Genomic DNA, 17,436 nt, shown 5'->3' with positions numbered 1-17,436 from the left:
GGGCCACTCTATGCGGTTCAGGCGGTTGCTCGTCGCGCGCAGGGGACGAGGGAGATCTGAACATGTACAAGTTGGCTCTGCGCAACATCCTGCGGCACAAGCTGCGCAGCGCGATGACCCTGGCAGCGATAGGATTTGGCGTTTCAGCACTGATTCTGGCGGGCGGTTTTGTCGAAGACGTACTTTGGCAGCTCGCCGAAACGACCATCCACTCGCAGTCAGGGCATATCCAGATCTTCCGCAAGGGCTTCTATGAGCAGGGCGCACGAAGTCCCGAGAAGTACCTGATCGACGACCACCCTCGGCTGCGGCGGGAGATAGTCGAGGATCAGGCTGTGGATGACGTGATGGGTCGAATGAACTTCTCGGCGCTTCTAAGCAACGGGCGGAGCAACCTTGCGGTCGTCGGTGACGGCGTCGAGCCGGAACGGGAAGCCAGACTCGGAAGCCTCCTGACGATCTCTGCCGGCAGGCAACTGGGGGCGGCTGACCCCTATGGACTCCTGATCGGTCAGGGTGTTTCCGATGCGCTCAAGCTGCGACCAGGCGACTTCGCGACCGTTCTCCTGAATACTCCCGAAGGCGCGCTGAACAGTATCGAGTTTGAGGTGGTCGGGGTTTTCCAGAGTTTTTCGAGGGAGTATGATGAGCGCGGCATCAGGATGTCGTTGGCGGCGGCGCAGGAGTTGCTGTCGGTGAAGGGGGTTACCGGAATCGTCCTATCGCTGCGCAGAACGGCCGACACGGACGTGGTCGCGCGCCGGCTGGATGAACGACTGCGCACTGACGGCTACGACGTGAAGACCTGGCCCGAGCTGAACGACTTCTATCAGAAGGCCGTCGACATGTATCGCCAGCAGTTCGGCGTCCTGCAGGGCATCATTCTTGTGATGGTGTTTCTGAGCGTCGTCAACACGGTGAACATGAGCGTCTTCGAGCGGATCGGCGAGTTTGGCACACTGATGGCAACGGGCAGCCGTGGCGGCGAGATCTTTCGCTTGATCCTTCTCGAAAACCTGCTTCTCGGTCTGCTTGGCGCTCTGCTTGGAGCTGTCGTCGGCGTCGGTCTGGCGACGCTCATTTCGACCATAGGCATTCCGATGCCGCCGCTTCCCAGCTCGACTATCGGGTATACGGCACAGGTACGTGTCCTGCCTTCGGTGATTGTCATGGCATGTACCGTCGGCGCCGGGGCGACGATCGTGGCCGCGTTGTTGCCGGCCCGCCGTGTGGCGAGGACCTCGATCGCCTGCGCTTTGCGCGAGAATCATTGAGCCACGCGCTAGTGGACCGGTCCCCGCTCCGGCGGATGAATGCGCTGCAGTTGGCGCCGGTACCCGTTACGCCCGGTGTGATGCGGCGATGGATGCGGAGCCGTCAGTCGCCACTGCCGGGCCCGCATTCGGCCTGATCGGCTGCCGGGCTCCTTTCCTTCCGGGATCGCGCCGGTCAGAGCGCGCGCCGGTGCGGTGCCCAGGCAGGCCGTGCCGGGTGGGGGCGCGGAAGCCTGTAGGCCGGCTGGCGAGGGCGCTGGCGGGCCGAGTGCTCGAGCGGCTCACCCATCCCGTAGCTTGGCCCCTCGATGACCACGGTTTCGGCGTGATGGAGGAGGCGATCGAGGAAAGCAGAGTTCAGCGAGCTGTCATTGTTGAAGATCTCCGGCCAGGACTTGCAGGCTCGATTCGTCGTCAAGGCGATGGAGCCGCGCTCATGAGGTTGGCTGATCACCTGAAAGATCGCATCGGCGCCGAACTTGCCGATTGGCAGGGAGCCCAGCTCGTCGGCTGCGCCCTGTTGTCCGGGGCGGCGCGGGCGGTGGCCGAGCGCGACGTGTGGATCGGCTGGAGGGCCCAGGCCCGGCGCCAGAACCTGCCGCGGGTGCTCAACAACAGCCGCTTCCTGATCTTCCCACACGTTCGGCGCGTGCGGACATGCCAGCCTCGTCTTCCACAACGGCCTGGTCATCCCCTTGCTCAGCGAGTTCCCCGAACACGCGCTGGGCGATACCGAAGCGCAGAAACAGGATTGCGAGCTGCGTGGCTTCGAGCGTTTGAGCGAGCGGCTCAAGAGGCTCTTCCCGCGCCTCCCCGTACATCCCGTACCCTCTCGCCGCCAGCCCCCTGCGATCTGACCGCCTCAGCGGCAAAAAGCGGGGCTCCCGGCAAACCGGACCGATTCGGCAGGGTCATGCGTCAGGGCTGCCTTCTTCGAGGGAGTCTTGCCTGCGAGCGGCTTTTGTGCGAGAGTTTGCCGAAACGGGTGGGCGTCGTGACCAAGCTGCGGTGCGGAGCTGCTGCCGGTGGCAATCCATCTTGCATCTGGGCGGATCGGTGCCTCTCTTGACATGGCCTGAGAACCGCGAGCCTCGGGTGCCCGGAGCGGTGTGGCTGCGAGAGACTGCGCCGGGCGAGCATCCGATCTCCGTGACCGGAGGAGGCAGCAACGCGTGAAGTGGATTCGACGACTGGGTGAGACGTTGGGAATCGGACGCCAGATGGCGCCCGCGAGCACTGGTCCCATGCCCAGCGACATCCAGAAGACGGTCATGGAGTTTTCGGTCATGGACCGGACGCGGCCGATGTCGTTCGAGCGCCCGTCGCTGGCGGCTGATCACGTTTCCCGGGTGGAGCGTGAGCGTTTCAAGTTGCGGCTGGCGGGCAGCAGTCCGGAACGTCGCCGGTCAGCGACCGTGTTGGTCGAGAAGATGTACGGCTGGCGAGGCTACAAGCTGAGCGGTGATGCGACATTGGCCCGTAAGGAGGGAGCGCTGACGATCACCGGTCTGGTCTACGGAAATGATGGCTTGCCGGTCGGTACGGCGACCCTGCGTTTCGATGGCCCCGGCGGACTGCTGGCGGATGAGCTCTATCCCGCCGAGTTGGATCGACTGCGAAGGGAGGGACGGCGGCTGGTCGAGTACAGCAGGCTGGCGATCGATCGTGGCTTCGTGGATTCGCGAAAGGTCGTCGCCGCACTGATGAATGTCTTCTACACCTGTGCCAGAGCAGAGGGCTTCACCGATGCGATCATCGAGGTGAACCCGCGACATGTCGACTACTACGTGAGTCGAGCCAACTTCGTCTGTATTGGCGAGCAGCGGCACTGCCCACGGGTCAACGCGCCAGCGGTGCTGCTGCGTCTCGACTATGAGGTGGCGGCGCGGCAGATCGAACTCTACGGCGGCAGGAAGAACGATCCGGCTGCCGGCAGGAGCCTCTACCGGTATTTTCTGGTCGGTGATGATCAGGAGGCGCTTTCGGACAGGTTGCTGCCGGGAGAGGCGCCGCCACAGCAACGGGCAGGACGGCCGTGAGCCGCTATGATGGCAACAAGTGCTCCCTGACGGCCGTTCGCCGGCTTGCCGCGTGGCGATTGCTTCACGGGGCGAGGCGGTTCTTCGTTCTCGGCGGCGGCGATCGGCGATGAGCGGTCTTCCCGACCCCTTCGATACCGGCGCCGGTTTCAGCAAGTATTTCGAGATGCTGCCGGCGCTGAGCAGGGAACAGCAGGAGCAGACCTTTCGCCTGCGGCATCAGGTCTATTGCGAGGATCTCGGCTGGGAGGAGCGGCGGAGCGATGCGCTCGAGACGGATGACTACGACGCGCACTCGCTGCATTGCCTTGCCCGCAGCCGGCAGTCCGGCCGGCTTGCCGGCTGCGTGCGCCTGGTTCTCGGCCGCGGGGACGATGCCAGTCAGCGCCTGCCATTCGAGTTGACCTGTGGCGATACGCTGGACCGTGTGCTGATGGATCGGCTCGCCGGCAGACGCGATCGGACGGCCGAGGTATCCCGCCTGGCCATTGTGCGTGACTACCGACGGCGGCGAGGCGAGGAAGGTTCGCCCGGCACACTGCTCGCTTCCAGCTTCGGTACCGCCGAGCAGCCGCGCTTTCCCTATCTGCTCGTTGGTCTCTACATGGCGGTATTCGTCCTTGCCGAGCGCCATCGACTGGATACGCTCTTCCTTCTCGTTGAGCCGCGTCTGTCCCGACATCTCGATCACTTGGGCATCGGCAACCGGCAGATCGGTGCAGCAGCCGAGCACCGAGGCCTGCGTGTTCCGGCGATGATGGACGTGGCGCAGGTGATCGCCAACCTCAGTCCGCGGCTGCGTGGCATCTTCGACGTCGTTGGCGAAGAAATCGAAGCCGGCTACCGCGCTGCAGCTGCCGGCGGCCCCGACCCGCAGCGATGAGCCTTTCGGCACTGACGCTGCATGGATCTGCCACCGCTTGTCGCGGCGGCACTCGCGAAATGGTACGTGGATGGCTGCAACAGAGAACCTTCTGCTTCGACTGAAGCAGTTTGCCGGCTTGCTCGAGGAGGCCGGTGGCGAGGACAGCCTGCAGCGGCTGGCCGAAACGACCGCGCGGATACTCGACAGCGAGCGTTGTTCGTTGATGCTGCGCAGCGAGGACGAGCAGTTGCAGCTTCGCTGGCGTGTTTGTGCCAGCTTCGGTCCGCTCCCCGAGCGTGCTTACCTCGAGGATGTCCGGGCCGGCGAAGGCATCGCCGGCCGCGTCGCCGCCAGTGGCGAAGCGCTGCTCGTCACCGACATCGACCGCTCCGAGTTCGCGAGCTGCGCGCGGCGGGCGGACGACCCGCGCAAGAGCCTGCTCTGCGTACCAGTTCGCCATGCCGGCTCGGTCATCGGCGTTCTCAACGTCAGCGCGCATCGCACCGGACGTGCTTTCGGCACGGATGACCTGCACCTGCTCGAAGTCGTCGCGCTGCTGGTCGGCAAGGCCATCCAGATCCGCCAGTTGCAGGGTCTGTTGAACTCCCGTTTTGCCCAGTTGGCGCTCCTGGACCTGGCAGAGAAGGATATCGGACAGGCGTTGGCGAGCCCACTGCCAAACCCGGACCAGGTGGCACGCATCATCGCGCGCTCGTTTTACAAGGAGATGAATCGTGTCGGTCTCGGGCCGCGGCAGATCGTCAACGCGGCTTCGGAGATCATCGAGCAACTGAGTGGCAGCCTCGTTCGCCACAGCCGGCGGCTGGACCGGGAGGGGCCGGAGGCAGGCGGCGCTGCGCGGCCGCCTGCCTGATGCGGCCGCTGCGGCGTCCGTCGTCGGGCAGGCTCCGGGCGCCGTCCGCCTTGTGCCTGCCTCGCCCGCAGAGTCGATGATGCCCTGGCTGGAGATCTGCGGCCTGGGCGTTCTGCTGCTCGCCGGCTGGCTCTGGTTCGACGGCTTCCAGGCGCGGGCGGCGGCGATGCGCGCGGCACGTGCCGCCTGCGCTGCCGATGGCCTGTTGCTGCTCGATGATACGGTGGCGCTGGCGCATCTGCGCCTGCAGCGCGACGACGACGGACGGCTCCGCCTGCGACGGACCTACGACTTCGAGTACAGCGATACGGGCGACAATCGTCGTGTTGCGCAGCTCGCCCTGCTCGGCGACGAGGTGCTGCTGCTGCGGCTGATGCCACCCGCAACCGGCGCCGGGGGGCGGCTGCGCGTTGTCGGCGGTCGCCAGGCAGCCGATGACGGGTAGACGATCGCCGGCCGATCGCCGCAGGTTTCCTAGAAGCCGGTGACGAGTTTGAGAAAGAACTTGTTGCCCTGGAAGCGGTTGTCGACGCCGACTTCGTGGTTCCAGCTGGCGATGAAGCTCGTTCCCTTGTGGTTATACTGGACCGCGGGTCCGTAGGCAAAGACCTTGCCGCGACGGCCGTCGGGAGGAACCTTGCGGCCAGCGAGCTCGTCGTCGGTGGTCTGTGTCAGGTAATAACCGGCGAGGCCGACTCCCCAGGGGCCGAAGTGCTGGCCAACCAGGTAATCCATGTGGAATTCCTGGCCCGAGTGGTAGTCGGTGTCGTTGTTCTTCGTCTTGATGTTGTACATCAGTTTCGCCGACACTTCGAAGCCGCTCTGGTTGAGGTAGGTGAAAGCGACGATCGGTTCGAAGCTGTAGTAATTGGCGCCGATGCTCTGGGTCGGATCATTGGCGTCGTACTTGCCGGTCGGCAGATAGATGTCGAGGCCGACCGTCAGGTGCCAGTCGGGCGGGAAGTGCCAGCCAATGATGATCGGGTCGATGACGATGTCGCCGAGGCCAAAGGTGCTGCCGCTGCCGATGCCGGGAATCGGCGTGTGCAGGCGCTGGTAGGCGACCGGTACGATGGCATGCACCGCCCAGTCGCCGCCCAGGATCTTGTTGCCGGTGACGTGGATGAAGCGCAGGGCATCGAAGGTGGCACTGACGCTCAGGCCGGGGACCTTGTTGCCCTTGTTGTCGCGGTAGTCGCCCTCGTAGTAGCCGAGGTAGTTGATGAAGTAGTTTCCCGGTGGTGGCAGGGCGCCGGCCATGAAGTTCTCGGAGCCGTTGGGGTACTGATCCGGCCCCTCCTTCGCCACCGCCGAAGTGACGGCGAACAGCGCCGGTGCTGCCAGAAGCAGCAGCCTGTGTGCCTTGTGCATCGTTCTCTCCTCCCTTGCTGATGTCGGCACCGGCTCCCGTTGGCTCTGGGTCGTGCAGCCGGCGGCGCCGCACTGACCTGGCGCGGCTCGCATGTTACCACCTCGCGAACATGGTCGTCCTGCTGCTGACGTGGCCGGGCTCGCCTACTCGTCGGCTGGCTCCTCCGCAGCGGCAATCGGGCGGCCACCGGCAGTCGCCGGCAGGGGTACCATCATCGCCTGCCCGGGGAGCGAGCAGCCGGCAGCGCAGCAGCGTCCTGGTTGCCTGTTGCGCGTGATCGGACGCGATTCGTCGTGCAGGACACCGCGCTCGAGCAGCCGCTCGACCAGCTCGACCTTGCTGCCGAGCGGGTAGTTGCGCCAGATCTCCTGTTTCATCGCCGCCGGCGAGCCGCCGCCGTGCAGGCTGATGACCGAATACCAGCCACCCTGGTACGACGCCGTCAGGTCTTCGATGAAGCGCGCGACTTCGATCCGCCTGTCGTATGGAACGTCGGGACTGGCACGCAGGACTTCGGCCAGCGTTGCCGCCGTCGCCGGATTGTGGTCTTCGTCAGGGCCGGGCAGGGCGACGATCAGGCCGCCGGAGACCTCGTGCGCCAGCCGGTGCATGTCGTAGATCTGGGTCGCCAGCAGCAGCTTGCCGATGTTGGCGAAGACCGGATCGGGCATGAAGCTGCCGCTGTGCAAGTCGGCAGCGCCATAGACGCTGGCCGCGACGCCGCAGGCAAAGAAGCCCTCGGTGATCTTGATCAGCTCGACCATCGGTTCGCGCAGACTCGCCTTCGTCCCCGGATCGAAGCCGTTCGCCTCGCACATCAGCGCGCCGGCGCCGATCAGGAGATCGCCAAAGCCGGCGCGGGCAGCGATGCAACTGTGTCGATGGTGTGTGGCATAGGCGTAGGTCAGCGAGGCCGAATGCTCCCACTCGCCGGCGAGGAATACCCTGTCCCAGGGGACGAAGACGCGGTCGAAGACGAGGACGGCGGTCGATTGACCGTACCGGCGCGAGAACGGAGCGGCACCATGTTCGAGCTTCTCACCGGGCCGTCCGGCCGGGCGGGCGATCATCGTCAGGCCCGCTGCATCGACGGGCAGTGCACAGCAGATGGCGAAATCGGCGTCGGCCGGACCCATGTGGCGGCTTGGCATGACGAGGATTTCGTGCATGTATGGCGCCCCGGTGACGATCGCCTTGGCGCCCGAAATGACGACGCCGGTGGCGAGGCGCTCGACGATGTGCACGTAGCTGTTGCGGCTTGCCTGCTGGTGTGGTCGCTGCGAACGGTCGCCCTTGGCGTCGGTCATCGCGATCCCGAGCGCCAGGTCGCCGTCCTGGACGTGCTCGAGGTACGCGGCAAAGCGTGCCCGCCGCTCGTTGTCGCCGACTGCGGCGTCGACCCGCGCGCAGAGCTGGTGGATCGCGTTGAGCGCGTCGTGTGCCAGGTAGCGTTGCGCGCAGCCGGTCTCCTGGCACAGCAGGCGCACGGCCTCGATCTTGTTCAGCAGGTCGGCGGCCGACTCGTCGATGTGCAGCATGCGATTCACCGTGCGCCCGCGGCTCGTCTGCCGTGCGGTCATCAGCGGCGCCTGCCGCGGATCGTGGGCGAAGTCGTAGCTGACGGCGAGAGCGTTGATGCCGGGCTGCAGCTCGTGACTGTCGGCTACCGATTCGATCCGGTGGCCGTCGAGATAGACCGTCGGCCGGTAACGGCGCAGGGAGTCGCGGTAGTCGCTGCCGCGCATCAGGCCAGCGGGTCGGTTTGCGTTCATTCGTTCTCCTGCCGCTCGCGCGGCCGGTCAGCGGCAACCTCGGCCGCCGCTAACCCTCGCGTGCCGCGCGCCGGCGCTCGTTGTCGGTGAGCAGGCGTTTGCGGATGCGGATGCTCTTCGGCGTGATCTCGACCAGTTCGTCGTCGTCGATGAATTCGACCGCCGATTCCAGCGTCAGCGCCACTGCCGGTACCAGCCGCACCGCCTCGTCCGATCCCGAGGCGCGGATGTTGGTCAGTTGCTTGCCCTTGATCGGGTTGACCACGAGATCGTTCTCACGGCTGTGGATGCCGATCACCATGCCTTCGTACAGCTTGTCGCCGGGGACCGAGAACATGCGGCCGCGGTCCTGCAGTTTCCACAGGGCGTAGGCGACGGCCTCGCCCTTCTCGGCCGAGATCAGGACGCCATTGCGGCGTCCCGGGATGTCCCCCTTGACCGCTGCGTACTCGTCGAAGACATGGCTGATGAGTCCGGTGCCACGGGTGATGTTCATGAATTCGCCCTGGAAGCCGATCAGGCCGCGGGCAGGAATCCGGTATTCGAGGCGGACGCGGCCACGGCCGTCGGCGGACATGTCCTGCAGGTCGCCACGACGGTAGCCGAGCGCCTCCATCACCGCGCCCTGATGCGACTCCTCGACGTCGAGCGTGAGCATTTCGTAGGGCTCGCAGACTTCGCCGTCGATTTCCTTGAGAATCACCCGCGGGCGCCCGACGGCAAGCTCATAGCCTTCACGGCGCATGGTTTCGAGGAGGATCGTCAGGTGCAGCTCCCCGCGTCCGGAAACGAGGAAACTGTCCGTGTCGGAGGTCTCCTCGACGCGCAGCGCCATGTTCGTCAGCAGTTCCTTGCGCAGCCGCTCACCGATCTGCCGGCTGGTGACGAAGCGCCCTTCGCTGCCGGCAAGCGGCGAGTTGTTGACCATGAACGTCATGTTCAGCGTCGGTTCGTCGATCTTCAGCATCGGCAGCGCCTCTGGTCTCTCGCTGTCGGTGATCGTGCAGCCGATCGACAGATCCTCGATGCCGGTGACGAGAACGATGTCCCCCGCCACCGCTTCTTCCATCGCCACCCGTTCCATGCCGCGAAAACCGAAGACCTGATTCACCTTGGCGCCCTTTGGCGCACCATGCTCGAAGCGGCCTGCCGCGTCCGCCTGGCCATACATCACCGTCACCTGTTGCGCCGGCCTCAGTCGACCCCGCTGCAGGCGGCCGATACCGATGCGGCCGACGTAGCTCGAGTAGTCAAGCGCCGAGATCTGCAATTGCAGCGGGCCGTCGATCCCGGCGGCTTGCGGTGGCGGCACGTGCTGCAGGATGGCGTCGAACAGCGGGCGCATGTCGGGCGAGGGCTTCGCCAGGTCGGGCGTCGCGTGGCCGTTGATTGCCGAAGCGTAGATCACCGGAAAATCGAGCTGCTCGTCGTTGGCACCCAACTTGTCGAAGAGGTCGAAGGTATGGTCGACGACCCAGTCGGGGCGGGCACCATCGCGGTCGATCTTGTTCACGACGACGATCGGCTTCAGCCCGAGGGCGAGCGCCTTCTTGGTGACGAAGCGCGTCTGCGGCATCGGACCCTCGACCGCGTCGACCAGCAGCAGGACGCCATCCACCATCGACAGAACGCGCTCGACCTCGCCGCCGAAGTCGGCGTGGCCAGGGGTGTCGACGATGTTGATGTGGATTCCGGCGTAGTCCACGGCCAGGTTCTTGGCCAGGATGGTGATCCCGCGCTCCTTCTCGAGCTCGTTCGAGTCCATCATGCGCTCGGTGATGTGCTGGTGCGCGGCGAAGCTGCCGGCCTGCACGAGGAGCTTGTCCACGAGGGTCGTCTTGCCATGGTCGACATGGGCGATGATGGCGATGTTGCGAACGGCACGGGACATGTCGGCTGAGGCCTCTGGAGAAGGGCCGACATTCTAGCACGGCCGCCCCGCCCGGCTGCAGCGGATGGAGGCAGCGGCGCCGGCTACCGTTGCACGGTGCCCGGCTGGTTGCGCATGAAGTCAGCCGTATTGAAGAATGCCGCCAGCAGCTTTTCCCGCAGGCTCTCCTCGATGCCGATCGACTCCATGGCCAGCAGCATGCAGGCCACCCATTGGTCGCGCTCTTCCTCGCCGATGGCAAAGGGCATGTGTCGGCGGCGCAGCATCGGGTGGCCGATCTGCTGCACATAGAGGTCGGGCCCGCCCAGCCAGCCGGAGAGGAACATGAACAGCTTGTCGCGGGACGACTGCAGGTCGTCTGGATGCAGTGCGCGAATCGTGGCGAACTGTGGTACCTGCGCCATCAGCTCGTAAAAGCGGTCGCAAAGCCTGGCGACGGTTGTCTCGCCGCCAAGCAGGAGGTAGAGGGTCTGTTCCTGCATGCCGCGAGCTCCCGGTTTGCTGACGAAGCATGATTGTAGCGCTGGCAGCCGTCTCTTGTCGCAGCGCAGCATCGCAATTGACAGCCGCCGCGCAATCGCTAGAATCCAGCCCTCGCAGTGCGCCTCATGTCGTTCGTTGGCGCGCTGCGGCCGCCCCGGTGGACGTCTCGGGCGTGCCGTTGGCAGTGGCCATCGAGTGTGGGCATCCGGCAGCTCTTGGCCCGCTCCATCGTCGGGCTTGGCAGAGTCGTGCTGCGGATAAGCTGCAGGGCGATGCCGGTGCCCGCGGCAGGAATTGCCAGAACGGCGTCGCTGGCGCAAACTGCAGCCTTCCCGCATCGGCAGGTGCGTTTTCTTGGGGGTGTCTGATGACCGAAACGATTGTTGCTTACCTGCGAGCCCATGCCGAGCAGCTCGACGTCGATATGGCGGAGGCGTTGCGCATTCCGCTTGCCGAACTGCGCGAGCAGATCGCCCAGCTTGCCGCTTCGGGAGACGTGATCTGCTGCCGGGTCACCCGCTTCATCGAGGGCCGCAAGATCGAAGGAATCAGCTGTCGCCTTTCCTGCGATCCGCCGACGCCCGCGCGTGGACGCAAGCCGGGTGTCAAGAAGGAGGACGATGCCGACGCCGGCATCTTCTGAGCGAGCGGTATCATCGCTGCAGGTCAGCGCAGCAAATGCAGGGCGAAGTGGCCCTTTATGAACGCCTGGAAGTTCTCGACCCCCTTGAGCGCCAGCTGCAGGCGGCCGAGTTCCATCGTGTTGAGTCGTTCGAGCACGACGTAGTTGTCCGGCTGCCGTCCCTCACGCACGGCTTCGACCTGCGCGCGCAGGCGCATCAGGACCAGGAAGTCGAAGCTTTCGGAAATGGTGGCCGCCATCTTGCGGTTGACCACCTTGTCCCTGACCAGCATGTCGAGCCGCTGGTGCGTGCTGCCTTCGAGCTTGCCGGCCTGGATCGCCAGCGCCTTGACGCCTTCCGAGATGGCGAAGATGCCGGCCTTCTTGATCTCGAGCATGCCGGAATGCGCGCCCTCGCTCTCGGCCTTGATGCGGCCGAACCAGCCGATCGGCGGCGCGAAGCGCAGCGTATTCTCGACCATTCGCATCAGGAACAGCTTGTCGCGCCGGACGTGCGTGTAGAGCTGATCCTTGAGTTCCTGCTCGAACGAGGGATCGCCGAAGATCGTCCGGATATCGACGAAGGTGCCGCAGCTCAGGACATGTTTCGGTGTTGGTGCCTGCAACCAGCGGGCGAGCTGATCGCGCCACTTGCCGAGGCTGCGCCGCCATTCCTTGTTGCTCGCCATGATGCCGCCGGGGCACGGCGGGATGCCGATGGCGGTCAGCGATTCGATCAGGTGCTGCGCGAAGTCCTCGATGCGGCCGATTTCATCGGCGCCGAGCTCGTCGCCATAGACGATCGCATTGTCCTGGTCGGTGAGCAGCGTCTGCTCGCCGCGACCCTCGCTGCCAAGGACGACGAGGGCAAAGCGTGCCGGCAGGTCGGCGAAGCGGTCCTGGCGCAGCAGGGCGATCAGTCGCAGCAGGACCTGGTCGTTGAGATGAGCGATCATGCGCACCAGGTCGCGGACGCTGCGCGTTCCGGCGCCGCCGTCGCTGATGTGCAGGACCAGTCCCTGGATGCGCTCGAAGACGCTGCGCAGGTCCTCGAGGCTGGTCGCGCGCTCGATGTCGAGGACGAGTTGGTGCGGCGTGTTCGCCTGCAGCCTGATGATGTCGCTGTCGGTGATGATGCCCGACAGCTTGCCCTTGCCATCGACCACAGCCAGACGGTGGATGCGCTGGCGTGACATGCGGTAGAGGGCCTCGTAGAGCAGATCGCTTTCCCGGATCACCGACAGCGGGCTGTTCATGATCGCGCGCACACTGAGCGTCGTTGGATCCAGGCCGGCGGCAACCACCTTGTTGCGCAGATCGCGGTCGGTCATGATGCCGTGCGGCAAGCGGTTATCGAGGACGACGACGCTCGATATGTTCTTTTCCCGCATGACTCCGACGACATCGACGAGCCGGTCGTCGGGTGCGCAGGTGACGACCTGGCGCTGACAGAAGTCCTTCACCGGGCGAAAGAACTGGCCTTCCTCGGACATCGCGGGCTGCTCCTTGTTGTTCGTTTGTTGTTTCCCCGCGTCGCCTGCCGTGTCGGTGGCGTGTCCCGGGTGCGGCCTGTGCCCGCAGCCGGATTCTAGCATTCGCCGGCCTGAGCCGCCTTTGCCGGCGACCGGCAGTCGCTCAGTCCGGTGCCTGGTGCCCGTCGTCGGCGCGTGTTTCGGCGTTGACCTCGTCGCTCGTCCCCGCCTGTCGGTGCAGCGCCGCCTTCGCCAGCAGGTGGGCGGTGATCGGCGCGGTGATGAAGAGGAAGAGGAGGATCGCCAGTTCGTGCAGGCTGATTGCCGCCGACCCGCCACTGGAGAAGAAGATCGCCGAGGCAAGCAGGATCGCGCCAACTCCGAGAGTGGTCGCCTTGGTTGGTCCGTGCAGGCGGGTCAGGAAGTCGGGCAGGCGCGCCAGGCCGACCGAGCCGAGAAGGACGAAGAGCGCACCGAGCACGATCAGCGCGGCGACGCTCGCTTCGCTGGTCGGGTTCATTCGATGATGTCGCCGCGCAAGAGGAACTTGCACAACGCGATGGTGCCGACGAAGCCGAGCAGCGCCAGCAACAGCGCGACCTCGAAGTAGGCGGTGCTGGCACTGCGGATGCCGAACAGGACGAGCATGGCGATCGCGTTGATGCCGATCGTGTCGAGCGCCAGGATGCGATCGCAGAGGTCGGGTCCGCGCAGCAGGCGGTAGAGGTTGAGCGCCTGGGCGACGGCGATGAGCACGAAGGCGATTTCGAGGGCCGCGTTCAGCATGCGAAGATCTCCCGCAGTGGTTGCTCGTAGCGCTGCTTGATCTCGGCTATGAGTGCCCGTGGGTCGGGGGCATCGAGGGCATGGACGAGCAGGATCCAGTTTCGCCGATCGACGTCGATGGCGACCGTGCCCGGTGTCAGCGAGACGACGCTGGCGAGCAGCGTCGCGACGAAGGGATCACGCAGCTCGAGCGGCACTTCGACGAGGGCTGGCGACAGCCGATGCAGCGGGCCGACGACCTGCCGTGCGACGCGCCAGTTGGCGGTGACGATGTCGAAGGCGAAAACGGCGAGAAAGCGCAAGGCCGACAGTGGACGGACGAGGCGTGGCGGTTGCGGCCAGAAGGGCGCCGTCAGTCGCGGCACGACGAGCGCCAGCAGGGCGCCGAGGACGAGCAGCGCGAGCGACGCCGCATTGGTGATCAGCGCCCAGACGACGAAGACGCTGAACGAGAGCAGCGGTCGTGGCAGCAGGCGGCGCCTCATCATCGCTGCGCCCCGAGGACGCCGGCGACGTACGCACCCGGCGCGTGCAGCTGGCTGGCCGTGCGCTGTGCGTAGGCACTCAGGGGGCCCGCGAAGATCGCCAGAAGCGGCGCCGCGGCGACCAGAAGCAGCGTCGCCAGCGCCCGTTGCCAGCCGATCGCCGGTGCCGGTGTGGCGGCAACGCGCAGCGCCTGCGGCTTCCAGAGCAGGATGCAGCCCTGGCGCGCGAGTGCCGCCATGACCAGGAAACCGGCGCCAAGGAGAACGATCCAGATGGCGGTTCCGGCCGGCGTCTGGCGCAGGGTCGTCAGCAGCATCAGCTTGCCGACGAAGCCGGCGAACGGCGGCAGGCCGGCAGCGCTGGCGGCGACGACGAGGAAGGCGATGCGGATCCAGCTGGCGACCGGCGGGCCGGCACGGAAGTAATCGCCACAGTCGGCGCGCTGGCTGGCGATGAGCCCGGCGACGAGGAACAAGGCAGCGCCGGTCAGCGTCGACTGCAGCAGGTAGTAGATCGCCGCCGTGACCACCTGTGGGCTCGCATGCACCGGTGTCAGCAGCAGGCTGCCCGCCGACAGCAGGACCAGCCAGGCTGCCAGCGCCCGCAGGCGGTCGGCGACCAGGGTGCCGAGCGCGGCGAAGCCGACCGTTGCCAGCGCCAGCGGCGTCAGCCAGCCGGAGAGGAGATCGGGGATCGCCGGTGCCAGCGCCACCGCCTGCACGCGCAGGATGGCGACGATGCCGACCTTCGTCATGATTGCAAACAGCGCGGCGACCGGTGCTCCGGCAGCACTGTAGGTCGGTTGCAGCCAGAACGACAGCGGCAGCAAGCCGGCCTTCAGGGCGAAGACGGCGATCAGCAGCGCAAAGGCGACCCGCGCCAGCGCGGGGTCATGTTGCTGCCCGAGCAGCCGGCTCGCCATGTCGGCGAGGTTGAGGGTGCCGAGCGTGCCGTAGAGCAGCCCGAGGGCAATCAGGAAGAGCGCCGAGCCGATGAGGTTGAGGACGACGTAGGCGATGCCGGCACGCGTCCTCGCCAGGCCGCCCCCGTGTGCCAGCAGCGTATACGAGGCGAGCAGCATGACCTCGAAGAAGACGAAGAGGTTGAACAGGTCGCCGGTCAGGAAGGCACCGCACAGGCCGACGAGCTGCAACTGGAAGAGGGGGTGGAAGTGCTGTCCGCGTTCGTCGAATCCGGCGCTCGCGTAGAGCAGGGTCGCCAGCCCGAGGACGGCGCAGAGCAGGCTCATCATCGCCGCCAGCCGGTCGACGACGAGGACGATGCCGAAGGGAGCAGGCCAGTCGCCAAGCGCGTACACGCGCACCTGGCCATCATCGCTGAGCTGTGTCAGCCAGCCGCAGACCAGCAGCATCAGGACGGTGGCAGCGAATCCGACGGCGCGCTGCCACGGCAGGCGGGAGCAGGCCATCTGCAGCAGGGCGGCGGCAAATGGGATGAGGATCGGCAGGATCGGCAGGTGGGCGTGCATCACGAATCCTTGCCGGGATCCACGCGGTCGTCGCCGGCTTCCGCCAGCGCGCGCAGCGCGAGCATCGCCAGGTAGCCGGTCATGCCGAAGCCGATGACGATCGCCGTCAGCACCAGTGCCTGCGGCAGCGGGTCGGTATAGGTGGCGCCGGCACGGATCAGCGGTGGCGCATCCAGGTGCAGGCGACCGCTGGCGAAGAGGAAGAGGTTGACGGCATAGGAGAGCAGCGTCAGGCCGAGCAGCACCGGGAACGTCCGGGCGCGCAGGATGAGAAACACGCCGCAGGCGGTCAGGACGCCGATCGCGCTTGCCAGCAGCGCTTCCATCAGGCCGGCCCCTCGCCGCCGGAGCGGGCGCGCAGCGACAGGCGGCCGAGTCCCGCGAGAATGGTGACGACGACGGTGACGACGACGACGTAGACGCCGAGGTCGAAGACCATCGCCGTCGCCAGTTCGATGTCGCCGAGCAGCGGCAGTTGCACGTGCCCGTGCGCACTGGTCAGGAAGGGACGGCCGAAAGGCCAGCTGGCGACACCGATGCCGGCTGCCAGCAACAGGCCCACCGCCAGCAGCGGTGCTGGTCTCGCTGGCAGGCGCGGCTGCGCGAAGTCGATGCCGTTGGCGAGATACTGCATGACCAGTGCGACGCTGGTGATCAGGCCGGCGACGAAGCCGCCCCCGGGGACGTTGTGGCCGCGCAGGAAGATGTATACCGAGACGGTCAGCGCCAGCGGCAGCAAGGGCCGCGTCAGCATGGCGAGAAACAGCGGATGGACGTCCCTGTCCCAGCGGCGACCGTCCGCGTCGCGCGCCGGCGAGCGCAGTGTCAGGCGTTCGAGCAGCGCCTGCGAGGCGAGGGCGACCATCGCCAGGACAGTGATCTCGCCGAGGGTGTCGAAGCCGCGGAAATCGACGAGGATGACATTCACCACGTTGGCGCCGCCGCCACCGGGAACCGACTCCTGCAGATAGAAGCCGGCGATCGAGGCGACCGGCGCACTGAGCATCAACAAGGTCAGCAGGGCCATGCCGCCGCCGGCGAACAGCGCCAGCAGCAGGTCGCGCGACAGGCGCGCGGCGCTGCTCTTCGGTGCGCTGCGCGGCGGCAGGTAGTAGAGCACGAGCAGCATCAGGATGATCGTCCCCATCTCGACCGCGAGCTGGGTCAGCGCGAGGTCCGGCGCCGACAGGCGGATGAAGGTGAGGGTCACCGCCAGGCCGACGAGACTGACCAGGATGACTGCCAGCAGCCGCTCGCGGTAGAGCGCCGTTGCGCCCACGCTGCCCAGAAGCAGGACGCAGAGCGCGGCGACTGCTGCCTCGTCGGCGACCAGCGCCGGTACGCTGATGCCGCCGCCGGGTGGCCCGGAGAGATGGGCCCAGGTCGCGAGCACGACGACGAAGGTGAACAGCAGCGCGCTGTAGCGTTGCAGCGAGCCGTTGTCGAGCAGGAAGATGCAGCGCCGGGCGGTGAGCGCAAGCAAGCGGTAGAAACGCTCGAACGCGGTGCGCGGGTGCACTGCTGGCAACTGCTCCTGCCAGGCGAAAAGCGGCCGCCGCAGGGCATAGATCAGGACGCCGCCGGCGAGTGCCAGCAGGCTCATCAGCAGGGGCTTGTTGAAGCCGTGCCAGAGCGCCAGGTGGAAGTCCGGCAGCGGGCCCTGCAGCGTCGCGCCCGCTGCCGCATCGAGCAGCGGCGCCACCGTCCACGCCGGTACGACGCCGACCAGCAGGCAGAGCAGCACCAGCAGTTCGATCGGGGCGCGCATCCAGCGTGGTGGCTCGTGCGGCTGTCGCGGCAGCTCGACCGGTTCGCCGTTGAAGAAGACGTCATGCACGAAACGCGCCGAGTAGGCGACGGCGAGCATGCCCGCCACCGTCGCCAGCAGCGGCAGCGCCCAGCTGATCGGCTCGCTGTAACTGACCGCCTCGGCAAAGAACATCTCCTTGCTCAGGAAGCCGTTGAGCAGCGGCACGCCGGCCATCGAGCCGGCGGCGATGATCGCCAGCGT

The 17,436-nt window shown here is 66.4% G+C and carries 19 protein-coding genes; 7 read left to right on the top strand and 12 right to left on the bottom strand.

Features of this window, described 5'->3' with window-relative positions; all coding sequences use genetic code 11:
• The first annotated feature begins 62 nt into the window (after nt 1-62).
• Nucleotides 63-1,274: an ABC transporter permease gene (locus tag NFW30_RS06930; protein WP_295353765.1), complete on the top strand. Its 1,212-nt coding sequence runs from the start codon at nt 63-65 to the stop codon at nt 1,272-1,274.
• A 175-nt stretch (nt 1,275-1,449) separates the two neighbouring features.
• Here the strand turns inward: NFW30_RS06930 and NFW30_RS06925 are convergent, their stop codons facing one another.
• Nucleotides 1,450-1,776, bottom strand: a complete 327-nt coding sequence (locus NFW30_RS06925; RefSeq protein WP_295353767.1) for an ATP-binding protein — start codon at nt 1,774-1,776, stop codon at nt 1,450-1,452.
• On the opposite strand from NFW30_RS06925, the gene NFW30_RS06920 reads away from it, so the two are divergent.
• From NFW30_RS06920 to NFW30_RS06900, 5 genes are all read left to right on the top strand, one after another.
• Nucleotides 1,711-2,343 (top strand): Druantia anti-phage system protein DruA, encoded by a 633-nt coding sequence (locus NFW30_RS06920; protein ID WP_295353769.1) that lies wholly within the window; start codon nt 1,711-1,713, stop codon nt 2,341-2,343. The two genes, NFW30_RS06925 and NFW30_RS06920, sit on opposite strands and share 66 nt — an antisense overlap.
• 175 nt (nt 2,344-2,518) lie before the next feature.
• The gene (locus NFW30_RS06915; protein ID WP_295353709.1) at nt 2,519-3,313 is read left to right on the top strand and encodes a long-chain N-acyl amino acid synthase; all 795 of its coding nucleotides are present in this window, start codon (nt 2,519-2,521) and stop codon (nt 3,311-3,313) included.
• Nucleotides 3,314-3,422: 109 nt separating this feature from the next.
• Nucleotides 3,423-4,196 (top strand): PEP-CTERM/exosortase system-associated acyltransferase, encoded by a 774-nt coding sequence (locus tag NFW30_RS06910; protein WP_295353711.1) that lies wholly within the window; start codon nt 3,423-3,425, stop codon nt 4,194-4,196.
• A gap of 70 nt (nt 4,197-4,266) precedes the next feature.
• A complete protein-coding gene (locus tag NFW30_RS06905) occupies nt 4,267-5,052 on the top strand; it encodes a GAF domain-containing protein (protein WP_295353715.1) in 786 nt (261 codons plus the stop codon).
• A gap of 76 nt (nt 5,053-5,128) precedes the next feature.
• Nucleotides 5,129-5,497, top strand: coding sequence for a DUF3301 domain-containing protein (locus NFW30_RS06900; RefSeq protein WP_295353718.1), 369 nt, complete (start codon nt 5,129-5,131; stop codon nt 5,495-5,497).
• A gap of 29 nt (nt 5,498-5,526) precedes the next feature.
• On the opposite strand, the gene NFW30_RS06895 is transcribed toward NFW30_RS06900, so the two are convergent.
• The 4 genes from NFW30_RS06895 to NFW30_RS06880 form a co-directional block, all read right to left on the bottom strand.
• A complete protein-coding gene (locus tag NFW30_RS06895) occupies nt 5,527-6,423 on the bottom strand; it encodes a transporter (protein ID WP_295353721.1) in 897 nt (298 codons plus the stop codon).
• Between the two features lie 144 nt (nt 6,424-6,567).
• Nucleotides 6,568-8,196: a 4-hydroxyphenylacetate 3-hydroxylase N-terminal domain-containing protein gene (locus NFW30_RS06890; protein WP_295353724.1), complete on the bottom strand. Its 1,629-nt coding sequence runs from the start codon at nt 8,194-8,196 to the stop codon at nt 6,568-6,570.
• A gap of 49 nt (nt 8,197-8,245) precedes the next feature.
• Nucleotides 8,246-10,087, bottom strand: coding sequence for a translational GTPase TypA (gene typA, locus NFW30_RS06885; protein WP_295353727.1), 1,842 nt, complete (start codon nt 10,085-10,087; stop codon nt 8,246-8,248).
• Between the two features lie 83 nt (nt 10,088-10,170).
• On the bottom strand, nt 10,171-10,569 hold the full coding sequence (locus NFW30_RS06880; protein ID WP_295353730.1) for a group II truncated hemoglobin: 399 nt from the start codon (nt 10,567-10,569) through the stop codon (nt 10,171-10,173).
• A gap of 368 nt (nt 10,570-10,937) precedes the next feature.
• On the opposite strand from NFW30_RS06880, the gene NFW30_RS06875 reads away from it, so the two are divergent.
• The gene (locus NFW30_RS06875) at nt 10,938-11,213 is read left to right on the top strand and encodes an ArsR family transcriptional regulator (protein WP_295353733.1); all 276 of its coding nucleotides are present in this window, start codon (nt 10,938-10,940) and stop codon (nt 11,211-11,213) included.
• A gap of 23 nt (nt 11,214-11,236) precedes the next feature.
• Here NFW30_RS06875 and NFW30_RS06870 read toward each other — a convergent pair whose 3' ends face one another.
• The 7 genes from NFW30_RS06870 to mbhE all read right to left on the bottom strand — a co-directional run.
• Nucleotides 11,237-12,685 carry a DUF294 nucleotidyltransferase-like domain-containing protein gene (locus NFW30_RS06870; protein WP_295353736.1) on the bottom strand — a complete coding sequence of 483 codons (1,449 nt, stop codon included), beginning with the start codon at nt 12,683-12,685 and terminating at the stop codon, nt 11,237-11,239.
• A 142-nt stretch (nt 12,686-12,827) separates the two neighbouring features.
• A complete protein-coding gene (locus tag NFW30_RS06865; RefSeq protein ID WP_295371924.1) occupies nt 12,828-13,184 on the bottom strand; it encodes a Na+/H+ antiporter subunit G in 357 nt (118 codons plus the stop codon).
• Nucleotides 13,181-13,450: a K+/H+ antiporter subunit F gene (locus NFW30_RS06860; RefSeq protein WP_295353742.1), complete on the bottom strand. Its 270-nt coding sequence runs from the start codon at nt 13,448-13,450 to the stop codon at nt 13,181-13,183. The genes NFW30_RS06865 and NFW30_RS06860 overlap by 4 nt, the downstream gene beginning before the upstream one ends.
• Nucleotides 13,444-13,938 carry a Na+/H+ antiporter subunit E gene (locus NFW30_RS06855; protein WP_363322080.1) on the bottom strand — a complete coding sequence of 165 codons (495 nt, stop codon included), beginning with the start codon at nt 13,936-13,938 and terminating at the stop codon, nt 13,444-13,446. The genes NFW30_RS06860 and NFW30_RS06855 overlap by 7 nt, the downstream gene beginning before the upstream one ends.
• Nucleotides 13,935-15,425 carry a monovalent cation/H+ antiporter subunit D gene (locus NFW30_RS06850; RefSeq protein ID WP_295353745.1) on the bottom strand — a complete coding sequence of 497 codons (1,491 nt, stop codon included), beginning with the start codon at nt 15,423-15,425 and terminating at the stop codon, nt 13,935-13,937. The genes NFW30_RS06855 and NFW30_RS06850 overlap by 4 nt, the downstream gene beginning before the upstream one ends.
• Nucleotides 15,425-15,751 (bottom strand): Na+/H+ antiporter subunit C, encoded by a 327-nt coding sequence (locus NFW30_RS06845; protein ID WP_295353748.1) that lies wholly within the window; start codon nt 15,749-15,751, stop codon nt 15,425-15,427. Before NFW30_RS06845 ends, NFW30_RS06850 begins: the two co-directional genes overlap by 1 nt.
• A partial coding sequence (mbhE, locus tag NFW30_RS06840) for a hydrogen gas-evolving membrane-bound hydrogenase subunit E (protein ID WP_295371921.1) occupies nt 15,751-17,436 on the bottom strand: 1,686 nt, incomplete at its 5' end. The genes NFW30_RS06845 and mbhE, both read right to left, overlap by 1 nt.

Origin of the sequence: Accumulibacter sp. (assembly GCF_023806635.1) — a bacterium.
Classification (GTDB): domain Bacteria; phylum Pseudomonadota; class Gammaproteobacteria; order Burkholderiales; family Rhodocyclaceae; genus Accumulibacter.
Note: the sequence above shows the minus strand (reverse complement) of the source record. Positions and strands in the feature narration are given on the sequence as shown.